Below are 25,974 nucleotides of genomic sequence, written 5' to 3' on the forward strand. Positions count from 1 at the left end.
CGTTAACCTCCCCAAAAGTTCTATCAGAAACCCAAGAGGTTAGTTGTGAAATCGTTATTTCATGTTTCATACCATGTTACAGATCTCGAAGCATCTCGTAACTTCTACGGTAACATTCTCGGCTGCAAAGAAGGCCGCGCGAGTGAAACTTATGTGGATTACGACTTCTTCGGTCACCAGATTTCGCTTCACAAAGGTGTTCCTTTTCCAACGACCCGTACTGGTAAAGTCGGCGACCATGAAGTGTTGATGCCGCATATCGGCTTGGTGCTGCATCTGGATGACTGGTTCGCGATGGCAGACCGCCTGGCGTTTCATGGTGTGCAGTTCGACATACCGCCGGTTGTACGATTCCCTGGCCAACCTGGGGAGCAGCGAACGATGTTTTTCCTGGATCCCAGTGGCAACCCGATCGAGATCAAAGGGTTCAAGGACTTTGAAGGTGTATTTGCCACCTGATTGGCATAAACGTCCGGGACGCGCCTCCCGCTTTGTCTGCGTGAGATAAGAGGCGTGTATCGGTGAGTGGCCCTTCAATAAAAATAACAGGTTCCAACGAAGTGTTTGGCATTTTTGCCGGCCAATGTACAGTCCAAATTATAATAACTGGAGGACGTATGGCAAAGACTAGTCTGGTGACTAGAATTATTTTAGGGCTTGTGCTCGGGGTTGTAGTGGGGGCACTTCTCAATTTCTTTCCCGAGTACAAAGCCTGGATAATCAGCAGCCTTTTGCAACCCGCCGGCGATATTTTCATCAAGATGATGAAGATGATTGTCATACCCCTCGTGTTCGCGTGCATGGTCGGCGCGATCGCAGGCAATGGTGATAGCAAGGCGATAGGGCGGGTAGGGGTTAAAGCCTTGTTCTACTTCTTCGTCGTGACCAGCATCGCAATTGTGTGCGGCTTGTTGGTTGGCAATCTCGCGCAGCCAGGCGTAGGTGCCAACTTGACGACCCTGGCAAATACCCAAACGCTCTCGCTTCCCTCTACCTCGGAGAGCACAGGGTTTGGTCAAGTCATCCTCAACATCATCCCGGACAATATCGTCGGTGCAATGGCGCAAGGAAAACTGCTGCCTGTCCTGTTCTTCTCGGTCATGTTCGGCTTTGGGCTAAGTGCTCTGGACAAAGAGAAGAAAATGCCATTGATCGCGGTAGTCAATGCCATTTCCGCGACGATGTTCAAAGTGACGCATATCGTGATGCATTACTCACCCATCGGGATTTTTGGCCTGATCGGCGTGACGGTCGCCAACTTCGGGCTTTCCGCATTGCTGCCTCTGGCAAAACTGATTGCCGTCACCTACATCGCGGTCATTCTGTTCGGCGTGGTCGTGCTGGGCGGCATCGCGAAGGTTGCAGGGATCAACATCTTCGACCTGATCAAGGCGATCAAGGATGAGTTGATCCTGGCGTTCAGTACTGCCGCCTCGGCGACTGTCATGCCCCAGCTGATTGAAAAGGTCGAGGCCTACGGTGCGCCGCGTTCGATTGCTACGTTGGTTATCCCTACGGGTTATTCCTTCAATCTGGATGGCGCATCGCTTTTCGTGGGCATCGGCACGCTGTTCATCGCGCAGCTCTATGAAATTCCCCTGAGCCTGGCCGACCAGGCGATGCTGATCATCATCATGGTGCTGACCTCCAAGGGCGCAGCCGGCGTTCCGGGGGCCATGTTCGTGATCTTGACCGCTACGCTGACCAGTGCCGGTCTGCCTGTGGAAGGTATTGCGTTCATCGCCGGAGTCTATCGCTTGATGGACATGCCGATCACGGCGCTGAATGTCTTGGGCAACGCACTGGCGCCTCTGGTTGTGGCGAAGTGGGAGAACCAATACCGGATGCCTGCTGCCCCGATGGTAGCTGCCGAGGAGCGTTCGCAGGCGACGACGGTTGCTGCGGGCGTTTTCGTCGAAACCGTCGACAAACCGGCTTAGCCAGGGGCCTGCGGGGTAGACCAGGCTGAGGCGTCGTGCGGGTGCAGGCTTTCCAGGTGGCGGACGTGCACCTGGGTATCGCGATAAGCGCTAAGGCATACCTGTATGCGCCGCGCAGCGTCCTCGACGAACATCAGGTTCTGCCCGTTGAGCGCCGCAAAAGCCTGTTCGTCGGCCCGTTTCACGGCGGTCTGAACCGGCGTGCGCAAAGCGCCTTCGACTTGGTCGATCAAGGCCAGCAACCCGAGATCCGGGGCATCGGCAGGCACCGCGACGCGCACCCGAGCTTCGCTACGTTGGCTGTGAGGCGTCGCCAGCGACGCGTTGCTGCGCAGCCACTGCGCGACGGCGCTGGCTTGGAGCAGTGGCTGGTCCTTGAAGGTTCGCAGGAAGCCGTCCTCAATCAACTGCCGGGAGAGAGCGGCCGAGCACGGGCAGGTCGAGGAGTAGCCGATCCTGACCTCGATACTCAGGTTCAGCGCCCCGCCGACCTTCGTCGCGAGCACGTGAACCGGGTACGACTTCCAGCCAGAGAGGCCCTCGGTCACCAGTGCAGGGCGGCGAACCAGCAGGTCGAAATCCAGGCGCAACCTGGCATTGCGGCTTTCGCAATCCTGATGGCTGTCGATCATCTCCTGCAACAGCGCAAAGAGGCTTGCCGGCGACACCGCCGCAGCCTGCCCCCATGCGTCCAGCAGGCGATACAGCCTGGACATGTGAATGCCTTTGACGTGCGGTGCCGGCAGGTCGACCTGAACATCCGCCCGGGCGTGCAGTTCACGCTGATAGGTCGGTTCCTGGATCCTTACCGGCAGGTCGATACCCTGCATGCCGACCCATTGCAGCGGGCTGAGGCTGGGGGCCAGGTCGGTGACGGAAACATCGGGTAATGCTGAGCTCATCATGTATATCCAGTGGTGGGAGCCTTGCATGTGGCAGCAAGGCGTATGAATCAGTAGTAATTTTTGGAGCGCACCACCCCAGGCCATTCGCTCTCGACTAGCGCATTGAAGCGGTCAGGCAGGAAAGGTCGGCGTGCGCGGTAGACGAAGCTGGCGATGCCGTATCTTCCGTTTTGGGTGTGGGGGTGCCGCGCATTTCCTGTAGCCGAGCAGAAGGTCTTCGCACAAGGTGCAGCAAATGCAGCCATTGCTCATCTCCACCAGCTTTTCGTCGGTGCGCGATAGCTCGGCGCCACCATCACGTATCAGTGCGGCATCGATGTTCACGTCGCTCATATCGTTGACGATCAGCGCGACTCGCCGGCTCCGAGGAAGCCGGAAAGTACAGTGACGGGCAGCCGCGTGGCTTCGTTGGTATGGGGGGCAGGGGGGGCATCGGGCGGCCTCAAGATAAAGGGTGGTGGGCATGCGTGCGGCTCTGTTCAGTCCTCGTCTGTATCACGGCAAGTACAGGCGGCGCATTTACCGTGCAGCTCAATGACCGAGCTGCACAGCGTAAACACGTTCTGTTTCATCCAGTGCGCCAAGGCCTGGTTCAGGTGCGGTACGTTGAACTCATCGACATGGCCGCAGCTGTCGCAGATGGCGAACGCTCTGAAACCCGCTTCGCACTGGCTAGGGCAGGTGCAGCTGACATAAGCGTTCAAAGACTCCAGCCGATGAATCAACCCTTGCTCGGCCAGGTGGCCCAGCGCGCGGTAGATCTGCGTCGGCGCCCTGACACCTTCATTGCGCAGGCTGTCCAGAATGTCGTAGGCACTGAGAGGCTTGTCGGCTTGCTGAAGCGCCGTCAGGACACGTTGCTGATTGCTGGTCAGTTGCATGCAGGTCTCCTTCCGTTGGCGGGCAGTCTTCATTTTGTTCTGGATTTTGGATGTTATAAAGTAACAATAATAGAATGGCTAGCGAAATTGCCCGAGGCTTCGCTGGATTGCAGGTCAATGGGAGTCCATATGGGGCGTCGCCGGGTGCTGAAATTACTGCTTGCATGCCTGGCATTGCCGTTGCCTCTTGCAGCGCAAGCCGGGCAGGCGTGATCCACGCTGCGTGTCCTTCAATGGCACAGGCATCATTGTGCGCGGGATCGCTCCCGGTAGCGCCGTGGAGTGAGCTTGAGGTTGCGCTGGAACACCCGGCGCATCTGCTCTTCCGAGCCGAAACCGCACTGGTCGGCAATGCGCTTGAGTGCAGTGTCCTCGTCCACCAGTAACCGCCTTGCCTTCTCCATCCGCGCGCGCTCGATGAATGCCAAGGGTGAGCAGCCCGATTCCTTGTGGAACAACCGGCGCAAGTTCCGACTGCTCATGTTCGCGCGTTCGGCGAGCACCTCCAGGCTCAGCGGGCGATCAAGATTTTGCAGGATCCATAAGCGTAGGCGCCTGATCGCGGAGTGCGGGGTCATCTGGCTGTCCAGATGCTGGCTGAACTGCGACTGGCCACCCGGGCGCTTCAGGAACACCACCAGCTCGCGGGCAATTTGCAGGGCCATTTCCTGGCCGAGGTCTTGTTCGACCAAGGCCAGGCTCAGGTCGATGGCAGCTGAAACGCCAGCACACGTCCATATGCGCCCTTGCTCGATGAAGATGGCATCGGCATTGACATTGACCGCGGGGTAATCATTGGCCAGCTTACTGGCGACGCTCCAGTGCGTGGTGACATGCAGGCCGTCTACGACCCCTGCTTGGGCAAGGAAAAATGCCCCCGAGCAAACACCTACCAGCCGATCGATGCGAGATGCGGCCTGCCTGCACCAGTCGACGATCAGCCGCTGCTCGGCAATCGCCGTGCCAATGTCACGCGCGCCGACAATCAACGCGGTATGAGGGCGTGGACTCGTACGAAGATCGTCGGCTTCCAGGGAGATCAAGGTGTCCGAACCTACCAAGCCTGGTTGTGGCGCCACCAGATGCAGGCTGTAGGTCGGAGGCAACCCTTCGGCCGCCTGACGTTTGTTGGCGTAGTCAAAAACGGTGAGTGCACCTACAGCCTCGATTGATTTGAAACCGGGGTAGATGACTATGTGCACCCTGCGTTGAGAAGTGGCTTCGTCAGACATTCGCAATCGAACTCCTTGGGTACTTGCGGACAGATTTCGTACGGATCCGGCCACTTTCGGCCGCGTGGTCTGGCGCACGGAATTGTGCAGGTTAATGTTCTTAAGCGTTATAACATTACACGGAGAAGCACATGAAAACACGCGCAGCTATCGCCTGGGGGCCCAATCAACCTCTTGAGTTCGAAGAGATCGACTTGCAGGGGCCGAAAGAGGGCGAGGTGCTGGTTCGCATCGTCACCACGAGCCTTTGCCACACCGATGTATTCACCCTGTCCGGTCGGGACCCGGAAGGGAAATTCCCTTGCATCCTGGGGCATGAAGGCGTCGGAATCGTCGAGGACGTGGGGCGGGGTGTCACCACTGTCAAGCCGGGCGATCACGTGATCCCGCTGTATACGCCGGAGGATCCGAACTGCCCGTTCATCAAGTCCGGCAAGACCAACCTTTGCCAGACCATCCGCAAAACCCAGGGGGAAGGGCTGATGCCCGATGGCACCAGCCGTTTCTCCTACAAGGGCCGCACGATCTTTCATTACATGGGCACTTCCACATTCAGCGAATACACGGTCCTGCCGGAAATCGCCGTGGCCAAGATCGACCCTGCGGCACCACTGGCCAAGGCCTCGATCATGGGCTGTGCGATTCCTACCGGGATCGGTGCGGTGCGCAATACCGCCAAGGTGCGGCCCGGTGACACGGTCGCGGTATTCGGCCTGGGCGCCGTCGGCATGGCGGTCATTCAGGGCGCGGTGTTACAGGGGGCGGGGCGGATCATCGGGATCGACGTCAACCCGAATAAGTTTCCGTTGGCCCTTTCCCTGGGGGCGACCGAGTGCGTCAACCCAAGGGATTTTCGCGAGCCGCTGCAGAACGTGATCATCGATATGACCAACGGCGGTGTGGACTTCTCGTTCGAATGCGTCGGTAATGTGGAATTGATGCGTGCAGCCCTTGAGTGCTGCCACAAAGGGTGGGGCGAAAGCATCATCATCGGCGTGGCAGGGGGCGGGGAGGAGATCGCCACGCGGCCTTTCCAGCTGGTAACCGGTCGCGTCTGGAAAGGCAGCGCGTTCGGCGGGGTGCTGGGGCGTTCCGAGCTGCCGGGGATGGTGGACGAGTGGTTGCGCGGGGAAATCAATGTCGACCCCTACATCACTCATAACATGGATCACGAGTCGTTGAATCATGCGTTCGATCTACTCAAGCGCGGCGAAGCGATTCGCTCAGTCATTCATTATCGGGAGCGCGAGACTCTAAGTCATGATTTGCCTGGCGTGATTCTTGACCGTGCCGGGCGCGTGATTGCCAAGCCAGCACCCGAGCGCTCGGCGCCCAACCTTTTGACATGAAACTCTGAAAGGGCGGACGCATTCACACCATCGATGTGAATGCGTCCGCCAAGGCCGTTCAACCCCGCTTCAACCGCGTGGCGGCCTCCAGAGCGAAGTAAGTCAGGATGCCGTTGCACCCCGCACGTTTGAACGCCATCAATGCCTCCAGGATGACCGTGTCCGGATCCAGCCAGCCCTGATTGATCGCTGCCTTGAGCATCGAATATTCACCGCTGACCTGGTAGGCGAATGTTGGCACGGCAAAGGTTGCCTTGACCCTTTGAATGATGTCCAGATAGGGCATGCCGGGCTTGACCATCACCATGTCGGCGCCTTCTTGCAGGTCCAGTGCTACTTCGCGCAGGGCTTCGTCGCTGTTGGCCGGGTCCATCTGGTACGTGCGCTTGTCGCCTTTGAGCGTGGCCGCCGAGCCCAGCGCGTCGCGGAACGGGCCGTAGAAGCCGGACGCATACTTGGCGGCGTAGGACATCAGACGCACATCGCTGAACCCGGCCAGGTCCAGCGCGGACCTGAGCGCGCCGATGCGCCCGTCCATCATGTCCGAAGGTGCCAAGGTGTCGATGCCGGCCTGGGCCTGGACCACGGCTTGGGCTGCCAGTACCTGCAAGGTCTCGTCATTGGCCACGCGGCCTTGGCGCAGCACGCCGTCGTGGCCATGGTCGGTGTAGGGGTCCAGTGCGACGTCGCCGATCAAGCCAAGGTTGGGGAATGTGGCCTTGAGCAACCTGGCGGCGCGGCAGATCAGGTTGTCCGCGTCGAGGGCATGGCTGCCCTCACTGTCCTTGCGCTGCGCCGGGGTAACGGGAAACAGGGCAATGGCCGGAATGCCCAGCTCGACCGCCCGACCTACGTGATCCGGCAATTCGCTCAGGCTCACCCGTACCTGGCCCGGCATGGCAGTGATCGCCTCGCGTGTACCTGAGCCTTCCTTGAGAAAGACCGGCCAGATCAGGTCATCACAAGACAGGCTGTTTTCAGCTACCAGACGACGCGTCCATTCGTCAGCGCGGTTACGGCGCAGGCGCGTGGCCGGGAAAGAGCCCGTTGAGTTCGGGAAGTGGTCCACGGCTTTCATGCCTCGATGGAGGAATGGTGGCCGGTGATCAACCACTGCTGGTCGATCCGCTCGAAGGTAAACAAAAAGCGCGCTGGCACTACCCGTTGCTCGCCGTCTTCGCGGTAGACAAAGGTGTACTGGCCGCCGACCACCACGGTGCCCAGCTTGCGGCTGACGCGTTTTTTGAACAACTGGATGTCACAGACCAGCCCGTCGTTGGCGAGGAAATTTTCGAAATAGTTGCGACGGCTGTCATCGCAGTCACGCACTTGGTTGGACAGGGTCGGTACCAGGATCGCATCCGGCGCATACAGCGCCAGTACCTGATCCACATCACGGGTAGCCACAGTAGCGGCCCAACGGTAGAGCGCTGCTTTGGCACCTGCCAGGCATGCCAGTTCGGTGTCGGCGTAGGTTTCGGTGGAAGGGGCGGGGCGTGTTTCAGTCATGGCGTTGTACCTGCGCGAGTCGAAAAGATGAACAGTAGGGGCGTAATCTGCTAAGTTAACAGTGTTATAACATAACACTTAAGACAGGTTGCAAATCATGTTCCTTACCCTTGAGCAGGCAGCAGCGGATAGCCGCTTTGCCTTGACCGATGTGCTTCGCCACATACCCTGGAGCCCCCAGGGGCTGATCCCCGCCATCACTCAGCAGCATGACAGCGGCGAAGTCCTGATGCTGGCCTGGATGAACGAAAAGGCGCTGCTGGAAACCCTCGAGACCCGGCGGGCATGCTACTGGTCACGTAGCCGTGGATGCCTGTGGCGCAAAGGCGAAAGCTCGGGGCATGTCCAGCATGTACACGACGTGCGGCTGGACTGCGATGGCGACGCGCTTTTGTTGCTGGTGGATCAGACAGGTGTCGCCTGCCACACAGGGCGTCGCAGCTGTTTCTACAACGCGATCCAGGGTGATCAAGTGGTGGTGACGGGCAACCCCGCCGAGGTGGGCGCATGAGTCAAGTCATCATTCGCAACGCCCGCCTGGTCAATGAAGGTGCCATACAGGAGGCCGATGTACTGGTCGCCCATGGCCGTATCGAGAAAATCGGCCGCAGCATCGCGGGCGTCAATGCGCCGCTCGAAATCGATGCCCGGGGCCAATGGTTGCTCCCCGGCATGATCGACGACCAGGTTCATTTTCGTGAGCCTGGCGCTGCGCACAAGGGCACCATGGCCAGTGAGTCGCGCGCAGCAGTGGCGGGCGGTATCACCAGCTTCATGGACATGCCCAACACCAACCCGGCCACGCTGGATCTTGCCGCCCTGCACGACAAGAAAGCTCGCGCCGCCGCCACCTCGGTTGCCAACTACGGTTTTCATTTCGGCGTGAGCAAGGACAATCTCGATACCGTGGCGGCCCTCGATCCACGTGAAGTGGCGGGAGTGAAGGTGTTCATGGGCGCCTCCACCGGCGACATGCTGGTAGACGACCCCAGGGTGCTGGAGCGCCTGTTCGCCAGCGTGCCGACCATCCTCCTGGCGCACTGCGAGCACACCCCGTCGATCCTGGCCAACGAAGCGCGCATACGTGAGCGCTACGGCGATTTCATTCCGCCGGCCATGCCGCCGGCCATGCACCCGATCATTCGGGATGCCGATGCCTGCCTGCGCTCTTCGAGCCTGGCGGTGCAGCTTGCCAAGCAGTTCGGCACACGGTTGCATGTGCTGCACCTGACCACCGCCCAAGAGCTGAAGTTGTTCCAGGCCGGGCCTTTGCAGGGCAAGCAGATCACCGCCGAAGTGTGCGCGCACCATCTGCTGTTCGATGACCGTGACTATGCCCGCTTGGGCCACCTGATCAAATGCAACCCTGCCATCAAAACCCGGGAAGACCGGGACGCGCTGCGTCAGGCTCTGCTGTGCGACCGCATCGACGTCATCGGTACCGATCACGCACCCCACACCTTGGCGGAAAAACAACGCCCTTATGCCTCGGCGCCATCAGGCTTGCCGTTGGTACAACATGCACTTCCCGCGCTCTTCGAGCTGGTGGAGGAGGGCGTGCTGACAGTTGCCCAACTGGTGCGCAAGACCAGCCACGCCGTCGCGGATCTGTTCGCCATTTCGGAACGCGGTTACCTGCGTGAGGGCTACTGGGCGGACATGACGCTGATCGAACGTCTGCCCGAGCCCCGCGCTGTCAGCCTCGACCCGGTTCTGGCGCACTGTCAGTGGACACCGTTCGTGCACCATCGTTTTCATCACCGAGTTGCTACGACATTGGTCTCCGGGCAACTGGCCTGGCATGAAGGCCGGCTGGTCGAGGGCTGCCAAGGCTTGCCGCTGGCGTTCAATGCACGACGCGGTTGACCTCCATTTCCTTTCATTGACCCGAGCGCACCTGCAATGACCGAACAAGAGCTACTATCCCAACCGGAAGACGCCTACATGGACGCTGCCCAGCAAAGGTTCTTCCGTGAGCTGCTGCTTGCCCAACGCAATGAGCTTCAGCAACGCATCGCTGAAGAATTCGAAGCGATCCGCGACTTCGAGCCCACCAGCGATCCCTCCGATATCGGCACGGCGGAGGAGCATCGTCATTGGCAATTGAGGCTGCTGGAGCGGGAGAAAAAACTGCTGGACAAGATCGACGAGGCCCTGGAGCGCGTTGCCCGTGGCGAGTATGGCTGGTGCAAGGAAACTGGCGAACCGATTGGTCTCAAGCGGTTGCTGCTCAGGCCAACCGCCACCCTGTGCGTGGAGGCCAAAGAACGCCAGGAACACAATGAGCGGCACATGCGCGACGATTGAGGGTGTCATGCGCCGCCATAGGCTTCATCAGCACTTAGCCACGGTAGATGCCCCCGGGTATGCTCGCGTTCGAGGTAACCGTTGTTTTGCGCATTCGCCCAGGGGCCTGCGTATCACGCTGAACACAAGTTTTTATCCCGATGCCTAATGGGAGGGGACGCCCTGTCCCAGGAGCGACTCAATAGCTCAGCCGTTATCAGCCACGCCGGTTCTGGCGCTGGATGAACAGATTTTTTACATCTGTTGTTATAACGTTACCGAATATGTCGCAAATGAACGATAACGCCTTCGGGAGCCGATTCGCGACGCCTGGTATTGCTGGAGTCTTATGATAGTCGATCTAGAAACCGAGGCCACCGACCTCGATGGGCTTCCCCGTTTTCAGCGCTCAAAAGTTCACACGCGCAGGCTAGTGCTTTTGACGTACGTGGCGCTAGCAATCGCCACGCTGCTATTAACACTGCAAGGATTGGTCGGGGAGTTCAGCCCTGACTCCTACTGGTTCGTCCTCTTGGCGGTCAATGGCTCGGCGCTGTTCCTGCTGGCGGCAACAGCGCAGTCGGCTTGGCGGGTGGCCAGTTGGCGTACGATCGCGCTGGGGCAGGTCCCCACTCCGCTGGTATTCTGGCGGGGTGATGCAAAGGATTCAGTCGAGTCCGCATCGCTCAGCCGTTTTGAACGCTGGTGCTGGCAGGTCAGCGAAACCTGCCGGCGGCAACTTCACAAGCTGGGCGCTGAGACGCCCTGGCTTGTTGGCTTGGCAGTGCTGGCGCTGCTGTTGGTCAAAGGCGCTTGGCGCTTTGACTTGGCTGTACCGCTGCCTGCCGGCCAGGTGACCTGGGTTGCCATCGGTATACTGGCTGTGTTCGCGTTCTGCCTGGTGGTGGTGGAGCGCCACTTGATGGCGGAAAGCGAAGCGACATGGCCTGAGGCCAGGGCGCTTGCGGCTGTGTTGCGCCTGGTCATCGCAGTGCACGTGTTGTCCATTGGCTGCCTGGTGTGCGTAGACGGCGCACGGCTGTGGCCGGCACGATTGGCAGTATTGATCGGTGTGCTACCTGGGTTGGCAGCGCTCGAGCTGCTCGTGCGAGCAGTTTTGGCGATATTCCGCCCCCCACGACCTCGCGAGGAGCCTGCGCTCGTGGCTCGTAGCCTGATCGGCGACCTGCTGCAATGGCCACCCCGGCCGATGACAATGCTGCAGAACGAATTGCACCAGCGTCTAGGCATCGACTTGCGCCAGGTATGGGCCTTCGCCTTCATGCGACGGGCGTTCCTCCCGGTGGCGGCATCGGTGGCGCTGGTCGGTTGGTTGCTGACTGGCATCGTGCAAGTGCCCATGAACAATCGCGGCGTATACGAGCGCTTTGGCAAGCCCGTCGCTGTATATCAACCGGGCTTGCACATCGGGCTGCCTTGGCCTTTTGGCAAGGTGCTGAGTGTAGACAACAGCATTGTCCATGAGTTGGCTACCTCTGGTGCAGATGACGCGGCAGATCCACTGACCGCTGCCGAAAGCGCGGCCCCGGCAACGGCGAATCGGCTCTGGGATGCGACTCACCTAAGCGAGAATTCGCAGGTGATAGCCGGTGCCGACGGTGGGCGACAGGGCTTCCAGATCGTAAACATGGACGTGCGATTCATCTACCGTATCGGAATGAGTGACGCGGCAGCGCTAGCGGCCACCTACCAGAGCACTGATATTGCACAGCTGCTGCGCAGCGTTGCCAACCGCGTGCTGGTCCACGATTTCGCTGGACGATCGCTGGACGGCTTGTTAGGCACCGAGCGTGAATCACTGGGGCGCGACATCGGGCGTGCGGTGCAGGCTGACCTGGACCGCATTAACAGTGGCGTAGAGCTGTTGGCAACGTCGGTGGAGGCGATTCATCCGCCGGCGGGCGCGGCCAATGCCTACCATGCCGTGCAGGCGGCGCAAATCACCGCACAGGCGCTCGTTGCGCGTGACCGCGGGCAGGCCGCACAGAAGCTCAACAAGGCGCGCCTCAACGCCACATCGCTGACCCACAAGGCCACCGCTGACGCCCATGAAGTGCAGACCAGGGCGAGTACCGCCGCGCTGCGTTTCGAAGCCGAACGCACTGCCTGGCAGCATGCTGGCCAGGCTTTCATCCTCGAACAGTATCTGGAGCGCTTGTCCCAAGGCATGAAGGGGGCGAGCAGCCTGATCATCGATCACCGCCTGGCTGCACACCAGGCACCGACGCTGGACCTGCGCAGCTATGCAGTGCCCGTCGATCCCTTGCAGCCAAAACCCGCATCCGCACGCCCCCAGGAGCGTAAAAATTGAGCGCCCATACTACACACGACCATCACCACAGCCACGATCATGATGATGGCCATGACCATCATCATGATGACAGTCACGCGCATGCCCGTCCGGCCTGGCTACGCATTGGCATGGCTCTGCTGCTGGTCCTGGTGATGGGCGCGACGGCGTGTTTCGTGCAGGTTCGAGTCGGTGAGGCAACCGTGATCACGCGCTTCGGCAACCCGTCGCGAGTGCTGACCGAGCCTGGGTTGGCGTGGCGTTGGCCGGTGCCCTTCGAGGCAGCAGTCCCGGTCGACCTGCGCCTGCGCACAACCTCCAGTGGTCTGCAAGATGTGGGTACGCGCGATGGTTTGCGCATTATCGTGCAGGCCTATATTGCATGGCAGGTGGCGCCAGACCCACAGAGCATCCAGTTGTTCATGCGGGCGGTGCAGAATCAACCTGACGAGGCTGCGCGGCAGATCCGCACCCTGGTGGGCTCGGCGCTCGAAACCACCGCCAGTGGTTTCGAGCTGGCGGACTTGGTCAACGTCGATGCCAGCAGGGTGCGCATCGATGCATTCGAACAGCGCTTGCGTGAGCAGATCGAGCAACAACTGATCAACACCTATGGGGTGCAGGTGGTGCAAGTGGGCATGGAGCGCCTGACCTTGCCCAAGGTCACCCTCGACGCCACCGTTGACCGAATGCGTGCCGAACGCGAGACCATTGCCACCGAGCGCACTGCCGAAGGCAAGCGTAAGGCTGCCGAGATCCAGTCGGCCGCCGAGCGAGATGCCCGAATCCTGGAAGCGGACGCCACCGTCAAGGCTGCCCAGATCCAGGCCCAGTCCCAGGTGCAGGCGGCGGAAATCTATGGCAAGGCGTACGCCGGGGCACCGGAGCTCTACACCTTGCTGCGCTCGCTGGATACCCTTGGATCGGTCATCAACCCGAGTACTCGACTGGTATTGCGAACCGATGCTGCGCCGTTCCGCGCCTTGGTGGAAGTGCCTACGCTACCTGCTGGAGCCAACCATGACCATCAGTGAGCATTTGACGTCCCGGTTGCCGGATGGCCCTTGGCTGCAGACAGGACGCATCGGCTTTCTGGCGTTGTACGTCGTGACGCTGATGGCGGCAGTGGGCTGGCTGTTCGAAAATGTCCGCCAGGTGGGGCCTGAGAGCCGCGCGGTGGTGCTTCGCCTGGGGGCCGAAGACCGCATTCAGAATGCTGGCTTGCTGCTTGCTTGGCCGCAACCTTTCGAGCAAGTCGTGATACTGCCCTCGGCAGGACGGATTACGGAACGTCGGGTTGAAGTGCTGCTGCGCTCAGAGCTTGCGCGAAAATCGGACAAGGACGGCACGCTGGCCAGCGATGCCACCGCTGGCTCTGGCTATTTGTTGACGGGCGACGCTGGAGCCGTACAACTGGATGTCCGGGTGTTTTATACCGTCACCGGCCCATACGCCTTCGCTCGCCAGGGGCAACACGTCGAACCCGCCCTGGACCGCCTGGTAGAGCGAAACGCGGTGCAGATCTGTGCCTCGCGTGACATGGATGCCATCCTGGTCGCGCGTCCTGAGCTGGTCGGCGGCGACGCCCGGTTGGCTGAGCTCCGTGCGCAATTGCGCGGCGACCTTCAGCAAGGCATCAACAATAGCCTTGCACATCTGCGAGCGGCTGGAGCGGACCTTGGGATCAAGGTGGTACGAGTCGACATTCAGTCTTCTTTGCCTTGGTCAGCCGTCGGCGCATTCAACGCAGTGCTCACCGCGAGTCAGCAGGCCGAGCAGGCTGTGGCAAAAGCCCGTAACGATGCTGCTCGCCAACTGCAACAGGCCACCCAAGCTGCAGACCGCACAGTACAAGTGGCACAAGCCGAAGCGCGCGAGCGGCTATCCCAAGCCCAGGCCGAGACCGCCACCATCGTTGGTCTGACGCATCAGCAGGATCCACAGCTATTGCAGCGCCTTTACCGTGAGCGGGTACCGGCGATCCTCGCCCGCGCAGGGTCGGTCACCACCGTCGACAACGATGACGCCGGACACATGATTCTGCAGGGGCCCAAGCCATGAAAGCAGTGCCTTTGCTCAATGTCGGCCGGCCTGCTTCGACCTATTTTCATTTCTGGAGCTGCTTGCGATGAGTACTCATCATTGCCATGGCCACCATCACCACGCCCATTCGCACCTTACGTCTGGCTTGTTATCCCAGGCCGAACGGCGTGCTGCCGCACGACAGCTGGTCCTGGCGATGCTGGCATTGGGGTTGTTGGGGCTGGGGCTCGTCTGGCGCTGGCTGGCGCCGACCCAAGAGGGCGTCAGTCAGTTGCTGCTGGGCGTCGCCTCCTTGCTCGTGGCTATCCCAGTGTTACGCTCGGCGTGGTACAGCCTGTTGCAACCTAGTCTTCACGGCATCACCGACCAGCTCATCGGCTTAGCCATGTTGGGCGCCTGGGCAACGGGTGACCTCGCGACAGCGGCACTGTTACCGATCATCATGATTTTCGGCCATGTCCTGGAGGAGCGTAGCGTGCTCGGCTCGCAAGAAGCGATTGCCGCACTTGGACAGCTGACCCGTAGTCGTGCACGTCTTATCAATGCCGATGGGCAGGTTCTTGAGGTCGATAACGCAAGCCTCAACCCTGGCGACCAAGTCGAAGTCCGTGCGGGTGACCGTGTACCAGCCGATGGACGCATTCTGGAAGGCCAGGCCAGCCTTGATACCGCGCCCATCACGGGGGAGTCGATTCCCCAGGAAGTGACGACCGGGATGGATATCCATGGAGGGTCGATCAATCTGGATGGCTTGCTGCGGGTAGAGATTACGCGTGTTGGCGATGATTCTACCTTGGGCAAGGTCATCGCCCTGATGCAGCGCGCCGAACAAGCCAAGCCGCCCATCACGCGCTTGCTCGAACGACACGCCGGGCGTTATCTGGTACTGGTGCTACTGATTGCCGCCGCGACCTGGTTCGTTACCAAGGATGCCCAGGCCATGTTGGCCGTTCTGGTCGCCGCCTGTCCGTGTGCATTGGTTCTGTCGGCACCGGCGACAGCGGTGGCAGGCATTGCCGTCGCCGCCCGGCACGGTATCCTGATTCGAGGGTCTGCCTTCCTTGAGGAGCTAGCCGACCTGTCTTCGTTGGTGATCGACAAGACCGGCACACTGACCTACGGCAAACTGCGTCTGCGCAGCGTGGTTGGTCTATCGAGTACGTTGTCGCAGGCCGATATCATCAACCTCGCCGCAAGTCTTGGTGCGGCCAGTAGCCATCCGGTCAGCCGCGCTCTGGCGGCATTGGTACCGCATGACCACCATGTGCCGCTACTGGATGTCCATGAACGCCAAGGCTTTGGCGTTGTGGCGCACACCGCGAAGGGAAAAGCTGCGTTGGGGCGACCGGAGCTTTTCGATGAATTGGGCATGATGGTGCCTCCAGTTCCCGAACATGATGGCCCAATCGCGGGCTTGGCGCAGAATGGGCAATTTCTGGGTTGGCTGTTGCTGGCCGACAACGTGCGCGCAGAGTCTGCCGAGGCCATGCAGCAATTGCGTGAGCTAGGCCTGGAGCGTCAGTTGCTGCTGAGCGGTGATCGCACCCGTGTGGCTGAATCCATCGCTGCACAGGTCGGTATCACTCGCGTGGTGTCCGAAGCATTGCCCGAAGAGAAATTGCGCCAGGTCAACCATGAGCTTCAGGTTGGCTTCCGCCCCTTGGTGGTGGGTGATGGCATCAATGACGCGCTGGCGCTCAAGGCGGGTGTCGTGGGGGTGGCGATGGGGGCGGGCGGTGCTGATATCGCGCTGGCCGCAGCGGATATCGTGCTGATCAACGGTGATCTGCGGCGCTTGGGCACCTGCATCCGTCTCAGCCGTCTTTGCCGTCGCACGCTCCAGGTGAACGTGCTGATTGGCTTGGGCTGGACCTTGGCTATCGTGGGGGCAGCAGCTTTCGGTTTATTGGGAGCGGCGGGGGCCATGGTCGCAGCGCTGTTGCACAATTTCAGTACATTGCTGGTGCTCAGCAACTCTGGGCGCTTGTTACGTTATGACGAGCGGGATGTGGAGAAGAGGGAAATGTCAGCATAATGTGCTGGCATCCAACGCTGATGAGGATCTAACTGCATAGTCAGTTTTTTTCCAAGGGGGACGCAAACCCCAATGCCTACTTTCGTTGACGCATATAACGCAGGCATGCGGGTGGGGGGAGGGCTCCCCCCGCCCAGTCACAGCACCTTGTCGAGCGTGATCGGAAACTCCCTCACACGCTTGCCCGTGGCATGGTAGACAGCGTTGGCCACCGCGGCTGCCACCCCGACGACGCCGATTTCGCCCACGCCCTTGGACCCCAGCTCGTTGACGATGTCGTCGTGCTCTTCAACGAAGATGACTTCGATATCCCCGCTGTCTGCGTTGACCGGGATGTGGTACTCCGCCAGGTTGTGGTTGACGATGCGGCCTAACCGATGGTCGGTCAGCGCGGCTTCGTGCAGGGCCATACCCCCCCCAGACCACGCCTCCCAAAATCTGACTGCGCGCGGTTTTCGGGTTGACTACCCGTCCGGCCGCCACGGCGCTGACTACCCGTACTACCCCCCCGCAGCGCACGCTGTGACGGGTGCCCCAAGTGGGCCTTCGAAACCGTAGCGTATGGAGACATGACCCGCTGCCATATTGGCCAGGAACGATGGCGCCGTGAAGGGCGACAACTTGCGAGGGCCACGTGCGTCAGTAGTGCGCACCGCCTCTGCGATGGCGCCGAAGCCTCCGACGCCTGATGCGATGATGGTGGCGGTGCGCGCGCGTTCAGCCTGACGCTCGGGATGCCAGCCGGCTTGCTGCAATGCTTCATCCGCTGCTACCAGCGCAAACTCGATGAACCGATCCATTTTCTTGCGTTCCTTGGCGTGGATGACACGCTCGGGCTGATAACCTGCCGCTGGATCCTCATCCAGCGTAGGTACGCGCCCACCCACTGACACGCCGGTGCCTTCGACGATATCGGCTGCAAGGGCGCGAATCCCGGACTGGCCAGCCAGCAATCGACGCCATACCTCCTTTACGCCGCAGCCCAGCGGGCTGACAACGCCGGTGCCGGTCACCACGACGCGCTTTTGACTAACGTTGTGATTCATTTCGACCTCTCTTGGATCATGAGCGCACCTCGAACTGCATCGTTGGTGCGCTGTTTGAAGGCAATGCGTACTCAGGCGCTGTGTGCAGCTTCTGGCTTGGCAATGCGGCTAGTGGGGTGGATCTTGAACCAGATGGCGTACATCGCCGGCAGGAACACTAAAGTCATGATCGTGCCCACGAACGTGCCTCCGATCAGGGTGTAGGAAGGTGCCCCAGAACACCGAGTGGGTGAGGGGGATGAAGGCCAGGATGGCTGCCAACGCTGTGAGCAAGACTGGGCGCGCGCGTTGCACTGTGGCCTCGACCACGGCGTCGAAGGGCGCAAGTCCTTCAAGCTGGTTGTGGTCAATCTGCCCGATCAGGATGAGGGTGTTGCGCATCAGAATCCCGGAGAGCGCGATCAAGCCGACTAACGCGTTGATGCCGAACGGTTGGCCGAACAGCAGCAATACGGGTACTACGCCGATCAACCCTAGCGGTGAAGTCAGAAACACCATGACCATCGCCGAGATAGAGCGCACCTGCAGTATGATGATCAACAAAGTCAGGGCAATCATGATCGGCAGGAGAGGGACGATAGCCTGGCTGGCCTTAATTGAAGCTGCTGCGACACTGAGGCGGACGTCAGGCCAACCGACTGCAGGCGATCTTGATTCAGGGAGAAGTGAAGCGTGGGAACAAGCGGGCCCCAGTCGGTATTGACGGTCTTCATCATGGGGCTCGCCTGCAGCACGTTTTGGACACGTGCTGCAATCTGGCGCAGTTGCGAGGCATCCGGGCCCATCACCCGATAGGCGACCGGGTAGGGGGAGTAGGGCCCGAATACCAGTTGTGTTACCCGCACTTGAGCGCCGGGTGCCAGACCTTCGGAGGCCGCCTCCCGGAGACGATGCTTGAGGGTCTCACGCGCCTCCTGGTTTTCGGTCAGGACGACAATCTTGGCAAAGGACGGGTCGGGCAACTCAGGGGCCATTGCCAGGAAGAAGCGGGGCGGGCCTTGGCCGATGTAAGTGGTGACAATCTTTGCCTCCTCTTGCTGACGTAGCCAGGACTCCACCTTGATCGCAGTGATATTTGTCTGTTCGATGGAGGTGCCATAAGGCATCTGCAGCTCCACAAGCACTTCTGGCCGGTCGGAGGTCGGGAAGAACTGCTTCTTTACCAATCCCATGCCAAGCACGGCGGCCACAAATGTCGAAACCACGGTGCCTGCCACGAGCCATTTATGTGCGATCACCCAGCCCAACAAAGCGCGGAATCGGTTACGGCTATCGGTTCGCCGGCAAATGCCCACGCAAAGCCAAGAGTGCCGGGTAGAACCCCAGATGCTGGGTCAGGCCCGGCTACACCCGTAGTTGCGATAACGACATTGGCATCGCTGTCCTTCAACGCCCCGAGGGCCATCTCCCATGCGACTGGTTCGCTAGTCAGCCCGTACCGTTCGATGGTTTGCGCGCTTACACCTAGCAGACGCTTCTTGGCGGAGGGCGAATACAAGACGTAGCCGCTTTCCAGTACCTCGCCTGTGCCTGGGAATGCCGCTAGCAGAGCGACCATGCAGCCTGCTGTGCAGGATTCGGCAGTGGTAAGTACCAGATGGTGGTCTTTGAGGTAGCCGAGCACGGCCAATACGGGATCCGCTGCCATTGACTGGTGGATCAACGCCGTTGGCACTGCTGATCTTATTCATGAGCGCCTGTCCGCTTTACTGATTCTTATAGTGATGCCCTGACCACCAACGGACAATCAACTGGCTGGGCTCCCGATACCTCACCCCATGGCGCTGAAGATCAAGCCGTCCGGACGGTGCGACAGCATTAGGTCGATGTTCTGGTCAGTGGGCGGATTGCTTAACAGGTTGAGGATAAAGACATTCCAGCCGGCTTGCTGCGCGGACCGCGAATGGTGTGGTCGCAGTGTCCAGCGCGAACACACCGATGGTTCGCGACTGGAGGTTGTCGCCGCGCATCCTGCGCGCCGACAGGCTCGGTACGCCCAGACTGTCGGGCCGCGGATAGAGGCGACTGCTGAGGCTGAAGTGCCCGTTTTCGTCGAATACCTCGATGGAGGAGCGATCGAGGAACACGCGCAGTTCAAGTCGCTCTTGTGTCGGGTCTATCGATACGCTGCGCTGGCCTGTGAATTGCGCACCCGAGCGGCTACGGTTAAGCACCAGGCGATGCAGTGATGCATCGTAGTAGTCCACGCATTCTGACATGGCATATAATTTAACATAATATGCATTATGAGCACCTTCGTATGAAGGTACCGGGCCGTGGGTTGGCCAGATTGGAAGCCCGTTCGCAGTGCGATTTTCGCGGACGCGAAAAATGACCAGTTCAGCCGGCTCCAGGTGTTGCTACCAGCAACACGCATCAGCTCCGAAGTAAGTCGCTGCAGACAGCTCTGCCGGTGGTTTTTCACGGTGAAAAAATCCACGGTGAAACTTCAGATCCCAGATCGCACTACGATTTTCGCGGGCACCGAAATTACGGTCGCCGTTGGCTTTTCGGCCGACGTTGCGTCATTTGCCCCAGTACCTGGTCCAGTTGCGGCGCGAGGTTGAACACGTCCAAGTCTACGCCTAGAACTGAATCGGCTTCGTACGGATGCCGCGTGCCAGCGAACAGATTCGACGCAGTACTTATTCATCTGTCCAACTCAAAGCCTGGTGCCAGGCTCTGTGAAATCGCACGAAACTGGCTGGCCAGGTCGTTAGGAATTGCGTTTTACAGATCAGACAAGCAGTGTCCATTATCACGCGGCTTCAGGCGCAGTCGCAGATGCCCATCAGGATCATATTCAGATCTGGGGAACGCGGGTCAGCCTTAACCAGAAGCGACTTGAGAAACAGCTCTCAAGCGAGCGCCGGATTCCTCACAGATGGCCAGTAACGCGTTGTATCTGGGGAACTTTTCGCTCTCACCTCAAGCACTTGAGCTGCCTGCAGAAATGTCCGGGCTTCCTCTATAACCCAAGTACTGGGCAGTCGGACGTCATCCATCATATGGCGCCTTAAGTGGACCTTTGCTTGAGCTGTTGCTGTTAGCAACAGCCTGCGGCCGCATAGCATAGCGGGATAAGCTCTGGTACCCTGCCCTTATAATATGAATTTAAGGAATAACTCTACTAAATATTCATTTAGTAGAGTTGCACTCAGTAAGTGCCTGGTAATGAGTTCGATCAAGACTAATTTGTGTATCGTCAAACCCTGCCCTGACGACTGCGAAAGTTTTCCGCAACATTGAACAACCCCATACCGACGAGCATCGCGATCACGAACAGCCAGGCTTGCCAGTACCCCCCGGCGAGCAACACCAGCGCCGGCCCCGGACAAACGCCGGCAAGCCCCCAGCCTATGCCAAAGACGAGGCTCCCGCCGACAAGTCGACGGTCGATGTCACGCCTGGCAGGCAGCTGTATCTTACCTCCCAGCACAGCCGTGGTGTGACGCCGCGCCCAGGTCATAGGCAACAGTGCGGCACCTATCGCACCCACCATGACCAGTGCAAGCGACGGGTCCCACTGCCCGGCAATGTCGAGAAAGCCTAACACTTTGGCGGGGTTTGCCATGCCGGATAGCAGTATCCCCATGCCGAATAGCAACCCTGCAATGAAGCCACTGATCCGCTTCATTTCAAGCTCCTGAAAAAAGATGCCTGACCACAAAGACCGTGGCAAAGCCGGCAGCCATGAAGCACAGAGTCGCCACTGCCGAACGGGGCGACAGGCGTGACAGGCCACAAACGCCATGGCCACTGGTGCAGCCACCGCCATAGCGAGTACCGAGACCTACCAGAACTCCCGCGACTATAAGCAGCCAAGGCGCCATACTGAAGTGAACCGGAGGCATTGCCGAGAACAGTTGCCATGAAAGTGGCGCGGCAATGAGTCCCAACAAGAAGCACACTTTTTCACCCCGCCCTTCCCCACCACTTTGCAGCAGAGAGCCGAGCAAACCGCTGATGCCCGCGATGCGCCCGTTCGCAACGGCGAACAGCCCAGCGGCCAAACCGATCAGTGCCCCGCCTGCCAATGCCGACCACGGCGTGAAGGCAGCCATATCAACAAACATCTCAGCGCTCCATTGTCGAATTAGAGACAAAAACAGATTCCATCTTAACGCTAGAGAGCGACCTCATGACACTTCCCTGCACACGGTGCCCGCGTTCAAGCCTGCTGCGGAAACGATAGAAGCGAGACAATAAAGTCAGCTGACCGGCGCAGACCTGATCGTCAGGATGCTGCACGGTGCATGGCTGACAAGGCGCTCGGTGGTATCGCCGATCACCTTGGCCCAATGCCTGGCCTGCACAACGCCGACCACCACCACATCGATCTTCAGCGTGGCGATGTAGGACTTGATCACGCGCAGGGGCGCGCCTTCGCTGAAATGCCGGTGCGTATGGGCAACGCCATGTGCATCGGCCAACGCATCGAAAGGCAACTGCAATGACTCGCGTAACTGGTTCGCCCAGGGGCCTGAAAGGTCAGGGTTGGCCAACATGGCGATGGGCAGGTCGTAAGCCGAGAGCAAGTGCAACTGGCCCTTGCATTGAGTCGCCAGTTGCTGACCTGCCGCGACCAAGGCATGGTTGAGGGCGTCGTTGTGTGACGACGGGTTGGCGACATCCACTGCGACCAGAATGTTCTGGGGGATGGCTGGGGCATCCCCCGGCACGAACAACAACGGCGTTTCGCTCCCATGCAGCAACACTTGGTCTAGCGAGGTCCGGGCGATCTGGTCGAGCAGGGAGTGGCCCGGGCAGTCCTTGATTACCAGATCAGATGCGTAGCGGGCAATGCAGGCTGGCAGTTGATCGCGCGGATTGGAGGTTTCTACGGCCTCGAAACCTGGCCGAGCCCCAACGAATCGCTGCTCATCCAGCAGCGCTTTGAGTTCGGTGCTGAAGTGCACGAATGAGACCGAAGGTAGCGGGTCCTCCTGCAATTCATGACGCAGGCGCATTTCGCCCGATTCGTGGATGCCCAGTACTTGCAAACTTGCCCCCGACGCCGCAGACAATGCCATGGCCCGGGACAGCGCAGCATTGGCTCGGGCCTCGGTCATGATTAGCAGAATCCGGCGATACGGCTTCATGGGGCACCTCCCCGGCGCGGCTGTTGGGTTGCATGCGATTGTCATTATCGAAGCAGGTGCAGGTTCGTTTTTGATAAATATCAAGGCTCCCAGACGCCACCTTGCACCTGGTAGTGCTGAGCGTTGCTCTATTGCCATGGACGGTGTCAAGGGCGCCGAACTGTTTCGCCAGGCACTGACTCAGCGCTTGTCCAGATAGCGATACAACGCTTCCTCCTGGTCGAAGTGCAATTGCGCAAGTGTGTCCAGACGGATGAGCTGGTGCTGGATATCGTCAGCGCTTGGGCTGGCCGCTGCCTGGACAAAATCTTTGCTCATTCGCGACAGCAACTGGATCTGTCGGAAAATTTCGCGGTGGCAGTGGCTCATTGCCGAAAGGGGGTCATCACCAGCCATGTAGCGGCTCAACAATGGATACAAGCGTTGTTCATCATCCCGCTCGTGACGCTCCAGTAGCTCATGCAGGGCGGCGACGAGGTGATTCAGGTCGGTCCGGGCCTGCACGGTGGGTCGACTGGAAAAATCCCCGGCCATCTGGCTCAGTTCGGTCAGAAGCCCCTGCAGTTGCCGATGTTCGTCGCGCATGCGCTCCAGGTTCGCTACCCCAAGCCCGCTTCGCCCGTCCCCGGCCAAGGGGCCAAGGGCGCGTAACGCATTGACGATGACCAGCAAGTCGATGCCTTCCTGCAGTAGCGCTCCCATCACCGCTGGCAAGTAACCTGCAGCAGCGGCCAGCATGGCCAGCAACGACAGGGTCATGCCCACCCATACGCCCTGGCGGGCGATGTGCACCGCATGCCGGGCGATGTCCAGCGCCTCGATCAAACGGTCCAGGCGGTCAACCAGCAAAACTACGCCGGCTGCCTGCGCCGAGGCGGTGACGCCGGCAGCACCCATGGCAACCCCGACATCGGCAGCAGCCAGCGCCGGCGCATCATTGATGCCATCACCAACCATCAAGGTCTGACCTTCGCGGCAGCCTTGCTGCACCAGCCGGATCTTGTCCGCAGGCGAAAGGCCTGAATGCAGCTCGTCGATGCCTGCCGTCAGCGCGATCATTTCGGCCGTTTGTGGGCGATCGCCCGTAAGCATCACGATCTTCTCGATGCCACGCGCACGGAGCCGGCGCAGGGTCTGGGGCGTTTCCCGGCGCACATCATCGGCCAGCCGCAACAGCGCTTTCAATTCACCGTCCACCGCCACGAAACTACCGCTGCTGGCCAGATAGTCTAATTGCTGCAAGCGCGTCCGTGCCCACGCCCCCTCGTCCTTGCCATCCTGTACATAAGCCAGCGCGCCCACGCGCACGGCTTTGCCCTGAACTCGCCCGGCAAGCCCCTGGCCCGGGCTTTCCTGGACGTTTTCCGGCGTTGATAGCGGCAAGCCTCGCGAACGGGCAGCCATCAACGATGGCCTGTGAAATTGGATGGGTGGATGCCTGGGCCAACGATGCGGCCCGCTGCAGAATCTGCAGCGGTACCCCCTCCCCCTTGACCTCGATCGATTGCAGTCGGGCATGGCCACTGGTCAGGGTGCCGGTCTTGTCGAGAAATACCTGGCGAACCCCGGCGAGCGCTTCCAGCACTGCACCATCGCGCACCAGAATGTTGCGCCGTGCCGCACGCGAGATACCCGACAAGATGGCAATCGGCACCGCCAGAATCAGCGGGCATGGCGTGGCGACAACCAGAACAGCCAGTACCCGCTGAACGTCGCCGCTGATCCACCAGGCGAGCCCAGCGACCAGCATCGTCAGCGGAATGAGCGCCAGCGCGTAGCGGTCGGCCAGGCGCACGAAAGGTGCCCGTGACTGGCGTGCCGCCTCGGCCAGGCGCACGATGCCCGCATAAGTGCTTTGTGCCGCCGTATGCGTGGCCAGCAGCCATATCGGCGCGCCGGCGTTGCACACCCCGCTGGCTACGTGTTCGCCAGCATGGCGCGTTACAGGTAACGATTCGCCGGTCAGCGCGGCCTCGTCCAGGATGGCCTGGTCACTTTTCAACTGTCCGTCGACCGGCACGATATCCCCCAGACGCACCAGCAGGGTCTGCCCAGGCTGAACCTGATCCACCGCAACCTCGCGCAGCCCATCGTGTTCCTGGACCCAGGCACGCTGGGGCGCACGCTGGATCAGCGCGCGCAATTCGCGCTCGGCGTGGCGCAAGCTGAAGGCTTCCAACGCACGGCCGGTGGCCAGCATGAACGCAACCAGCGCGGCGACCAGCATCTGCTCGAGGATCAAGGCTGCGCCGATCGACAGCAGGGCTATCAGATCGATGCCCGCCTCCCCCATGGCCAGGCGTCTGGCCATTTCCACCACCAGTACCAGCGCCATGAAGGCTCCGCCAGTCGCCCAGGCCAGCGCCGCCCAAGCGGGCTGTTGCGCCAGGTAGGCCAAGCCGCCAGTCAGCAAAGCCAGCACACACACCAACAACAGGCAGGAGTCCAACCATCGCTGTGCCATGGCGGCTACTTGCGTCTGGGCTGCTGCAGCAATTGTTGAACCTGATCCTGAGCCTGGGTCGCCCTGCGCAGTGCCTCGTTGGCAGTTTGCTCTACCAGATCGATGCGGTAGCACACCTGATCGGCACGCAACCGCGCAGTGGCAGCATTGTCCTCTGCTGACGCCAGGCGCGCATCGTATTCCTCGGTGTGCCAAGGGCTGCAGCCTGACCCCGTCGCCAGTAACAGGCTCGTCAACCCCAAAAGCAGATAGCGTTGCATGTCCATACCCTCGTGCGTGCCAAGTCACCCTGAGTATCGGTAACGCCGCCTGCAGCAGCCTGACATTTGTCAATCGCGTGCTGAGTTCCCGCCGTTGCTGCGGCAGGCCAATGAGCTACCATCCATGCGTTGGTCGACAACTTGAAATGAACCGCCACACAGGGCAAGAGTACCTTCGCGATGCTCACTGTCACGCTGATCAACATGCTGGTTGTGATCCTGGTGGTGATCATTCACTACGAATGTCTGCTGCGCCTGAATGACTGGCTACCCCGCCTCAAGCTCTGGAGCCGGTTTCGCATCGTAGCGGGCGTGTTCGGCGCACTGCTGGCCCATGCGCTTGAGGTCTGGTGCTTTGCCCTGGTGTATTACCTGATGGCCCATGCCGACGGCTGGGGCACGCTCAGCGGCAATTTCGACGGGAGTTTCCTGGACTGCGTGTACTTTTCCTTCACCACCTATACCACCATTGGTTTCGGCGACATCACCCCAAGCGGGCACCTCAAGTACCTTACTGGCCTGCAGGCATTGACTGGCCTAGTGCTGATCACCTGGACCGCTTCGTTCCTCTTCCTGGAAATGCAGAAGTACTGGAAAGCCAAATAATGGAG

The 25,974-nt window shown here is 60.2% G+C and carries 21 protein-coding genes and 8 pseudogenes; 11 read left to right on the forward strand and 18 right to left on the reverse strand.

Annotated features, from left to right (window positions below; all coding sequences use genetic code 11):
* Positions 1-45 precede the first annotated feature (45 nt).
* Together INQ47_RS02520 and INQ47_RS02525 are read left to right on the forward strand one after the other, a co-directional pair.
* Positions 46-459 carry a VOC family protein gene (locus tag INQ47_RS02520; RefSeq protein WP_021784645.1) on the forward strand — a complete coding sequence of 138 codons (414 nt, stop codon included), beginning with the start codon at positions 46-48 and terminating at the stop codon, positions 457-459.
* Between the two features lie 158 nt (positions 460-617).
* Complete coding sequence (locus tag INQ47_RS02525) at positions 618-1,940, forward strand: cation:dicarboxylate symporter family transporter (RefSeq protein WP_404700995.1); 1,323 nt, start codon at positions 618-620, stop codon at positions 1,938-1,940.
* Here INQ47_RS02525 and folE2 read toward each other — a convergent pair.
* From folE2 to INQ47_RS02550, 5 genes and pseudogenes are all read right to left on the reverse strand, one after another.
* On the reverse strand, positions 1,937-2,842 hold the full coding sequence (gene folE2 / locus INQ47_RS02530; RefSeq protein ID WP_404700996.1) for a GTP cyclohydrolase FolE2: 906 nt from the start codon (positions 2,840-2,842) through the stop codon (positions 1,937-1,939). The two genes, INQ47_RS02525 and folE2, sit on opposite strands and share 4 nt — an antisense overlap.
* A gap of 50 nt (positions 2,843-2,892) precedes the next feature.
* Positions 2,893-3,090: a GTP-binding protein gene (locus INQ47_RS02535; protein ID WP_404700997.1), complete on the reverse strand. Its 198-nt coding sequence runs from the start codon at positions 3,088-3,090 to the stop codon at positions 2,893-2,895.
* Positions 3,053-3,291 (reverse strand): annotated as a pseudogene (locus INQ47_RS02540) (GTP-binding protein); the annotation flags it as partial. The gene INQ47_RS02535 and the pseudogene INQ47_RS02540, both read right to left, overlap by 38 nt.
* Before the next feature lie 33 nt (positions 3,292-3,324).
* Positions 3,325-3,726, reverse strand: a complete 402-nt coding sequence (locus INQ47_RS02545) for a transcriptional repressor (RefSeq protein ID WP_404700998.1) — start codon at positions 3,724-3,726, stop codon at positions 3,325-3,327.
* A gap of 245 nt (positions 3,727-3,971) precedes the next feature.
* On the reverse strand, positions 3,972-4,958 hold the full coding sequence (locus INQ47_RS02550; protein ID WP_404700999.1) for a GlxA family transcriptional regulator: 987 nt from the start codon (positions 4,956-4,958) through the stop codon (positions 3,972-3,974).
* A 131-nt stretch (positions 4,959-5,089) separates the two neighbouring features.
* Here INQ47_RS02550 and INQ47_RS02555 point away from each other — a divergent pair, with 131 nt between their 5' ends.
* Entirely contained in the window at positions 5,090-6,307 is a 1,218-nt protein-coding gene (locus INQ47_RS02555; RefSeq protein WP_392460684.1) for an S-(hydroxymethyl)glutathione dehydrogenase/class III alcohol dehydrogenase, read from the forward strand.
* 58 nt (positions 6,308-6,365) lie between these two features.
* Here the strand turns inward: INQ47_RS02555 and hemB are convergent, their stop codons facing one another.
* Together hemB and INQ47_RS02565 are read right to left on the reverse strand one after the other, a co-directional pair.
* Complete coding sequence (hemB, locus tag INQ47_RS02560) at positions 6,366-7,385, reverse strand: porphobilinogen synthase (RefSeq protein WP_404701000.1); 1,020 nt, start codon at positions 7,383-7,385, stop codon at positions 6,366-6,368.
* Positions 7,382-7,816 carry a DUF4440 domain-containing protein gene (locus INQ47_RS02565; protein WP_404701001.1) on the reverse strand — a complete coding sequence of 145 codons (435 nt, stop codon included), beginning with the start codon at positions 7,814-7,816 and terminating at the stop codon, positions 7,382-7,384. Before INQ47_RS02565 ends, hemB begins: the two co-directional genes overlap by 4 nt.
* Before the next feature lie 97 nt (positions 7,817-7,913).
* On the opposite strand from INQ47_RS02565, the gene hisI reads away from it, so the two are divergent.
* The 7 genes from hisI (at position 7,914) to INQ47_RS02600 (ending at position 16,491) form a co-directional block, all read left to right on the forward strand.
* Positions 7,914-8,327, forward strand: a complete 414-nt coding sequence (gene hisI, locus INQ47_RS02570) for a phosphoribosyl-AMP cyclohydrolase (protein ID WP_404701002.1) — start codon at positions 7,914-7,916, stop codon at positions 8,325-8,327.
* The gene (locus INQ47_RS02575) at positions 8,324-9,682 is read left to right on the forward strand and encodes a dihydroorotase (protein ID WP_404701003.1); all 1,359 of its coding nucleotides are present in this window, start codon (positions 8,324-8,326) and stop codon (positions 9,680-9,682) included. Before hisI ends, INQ47_RS02575 begins: the two co-directional genes overlap by 4 nt.
* Before the next feature lie 36 nt (positions 9,683-9,718).
* Positions 9,719-10,123, forward strand: a complete 405-nt coding sequence (dksA, locus tag INQ47_RS02580) for an RNA polymerase-binding protein DksA (RefSeq protein WP_404701004.1) — start codon at positions 9,719-9,721, stop codon at positions 10,121-10,123.
* A 328-nt stretch (positions 10,124-10,451) separates the two neighbouring features.
* Entirely contained in the window at positions 10,452-12,434 is a 1,983-nt protein-coding gene (gene hflK, locus INQ47_RS02585; RefSeq protein ID WP_404701005.1) for a protease modulator HflK, read from the forward strand.
* A complete protein-coding gene (gene hflC / locus INQ47_RS02590; protein ID WP_129932976.1) occupies positions 12,431-13,447 on the forward strand; it encodes a protease modulator HflC in 1,017 nt (338 codons plus the stop codon). The genes hflK (INQ47_RS02585) and hflC overlap by 4 nt, the downstream gene beginning before the upstream one ends.
* On the forward strand, positions 13,434-14,474 hold the full coding sequence (gene hflK, locus INQ47_RS02595) for a protease modulator HflK (protein ID WP_404701006.1): 1,041 nt from the start codon (positions 13,434-13,436) through the stop codon (positions 14,472-14,474). Before hflC ends, hflK (INQ47_RS02595) begins: the two co-directional genes overlap by 14 nt.
* A 67-nt stretch (positions 14,475-14,541) precedes the next feature.
* The gene (locus INQ47_RS02600; RefSeq protein WP_404701007.1) at positions 14,542-16,491 is read left to right on the forward strand and encodes a heavy metal translocating P-type ATPase; all 1,950 of its coding nucleotides are present in this window, start codon (positions 14,542-14,544) and stop codon (positions 16,489-16,491) included.
* Between the two features lie 137 nt (positions 16,492-16,628).
* Here the strand turns inward: INQ47_RS02600 and INQ47_RS02605 are convergent.
* From INQ47_RS02605 to INQ47_RS02655, 11 genes and pseudogenes are all read right to left on the reverse strand, one after another.
* Positions 16,629-16,995: pseudogene (locus INQ47_RS02605) on the reverse strand (molybdopterin cofactor-binding domain-containing protein); the annotation flags it as partial.
* Positions 16,996-16,997: 2 nt separating this feature from the next.
* Positions 16,998-17,537: pseudogene (locus INQ47_RS02610) on the reverse strand (beta-ketoacyl synthase N-terminal-like domain-containing protein); the annotation flags it as partial.
* A gap of 71 nt (positions 17,538-17,608) precedes the next feature.
* Positions 17,609-18,802: pseudogene (locus tag INQ47_RS02615) on the reverse strand (efflux RND transporter permease subunit); the annotation flags it as partial.
* Positions 18,802-19,185: pseudogene (locus tag INQ47_RS02620) on the reverse strand (CinA family protein); the annotation flags it as partial. The pseudogenes INQ47_RS02615 and INQ47_RS02620, both read right to left, overlap by 1 nt.
* Positions 19,186-19,311: 126 nt before the next feature.
* Positions 19,312-19,531, reverse strand: a pseudogene (locus INQ47_RS02625) (transcriptional regulator); the annotation flags it as partial.
* A pseudogene (locus INQ47_RS02630) lies at positions 19,517-19,750 on the reverse strand (GH32 C-terminal domain-containing protein); the annotation flags it as partial. The pseudogenes INQ47_RS02630 and INQ47_RS02625, both read right to left, overlap by 15 nt.
* Positions 19,751-20,742: 992 nt before the next feature.
* A complete protein-coding gene (locus tag INQ47_RS02635) occupies positions 20,743-21,174 on the reverse strand; it encodes a DUF6691 family protein (RefSeq protein ID WP_103462487.1) in 432 nt (143 codons plus the stop codon).
* A 1-nt stretch (position 21,175) separates the two neighbouring features.
* Positions 21,176-21,613 carry a YeeE/YedE family protein gene (locus INQ47_RS02640; protein ID WP_252461399.1) on the reverse strand — a complete coding sequence of 146 codons (438 nt, stop codon included), beginning with the start codon at positions 21,611-21,613 and terminating at the stop codon, positions 21,176-21,178.
* A 135-nt stretch (positions 21,614-21,748) separates the two neighbouring features.
* Positions 21,749-22,639, reverse strand: a complete 891-nt coding sequence (locus tag INQ47_RS02645) for a universal stress protein (RefSeq protein WP_404701008.1) — start codon at positions 22,637-22,639, stop codon at positions 21,749-21,751.
* Between the two features lie 180 nt (positions 22,640-22,819).
* A pseudogene (locus INQ47_RS02650) lies at positions 22,820-25,103 on the reverse strand (heavy metal translocating P-type ATPase).
* Between the two features lie 5 nt (positions 25,104-25,108).
* Positions 25,109-25,363, reverse strand: a complete 255-nt coding sequence (locus INQ47_RS02655; RefSeq protein ID WP_252461396.1) for an outer membrane lipoprotein OprI — start codon at positions 25,361-25,363, stop codon at positions 25,109-25,111.
* A gap of 180 nt (positions 25,364-25,543) precedes the next feature.
* Between INQ47_RS02655 and INQ47_RS02660 the strand changes: the two genes are divergently transcribed.
* On the forward strand, positions 25,544-25,969 hold the full coding sequence (locus INQ47_RS02660) for a potassium channel family protein (protein ID WP_021784687.1): 426 nt from the start codon (positions 25,544-25,546) through the stop codon (positions 25,967-25,969).
* Positions 25,970-25,974 lie beyond the last annotated feature (5 nt).

Origin of the sequence: Pseudomonas sp. 3HC3 (assembly GCF_044904505.1) — a bacterium.
GTDB lineage: Bacteria > Pseudomonadota > Gammaproteobacteria > Pseudomonadales > Pseudomonadaceae > Aquipseudomonas > Aquipseudomonas putida_Y.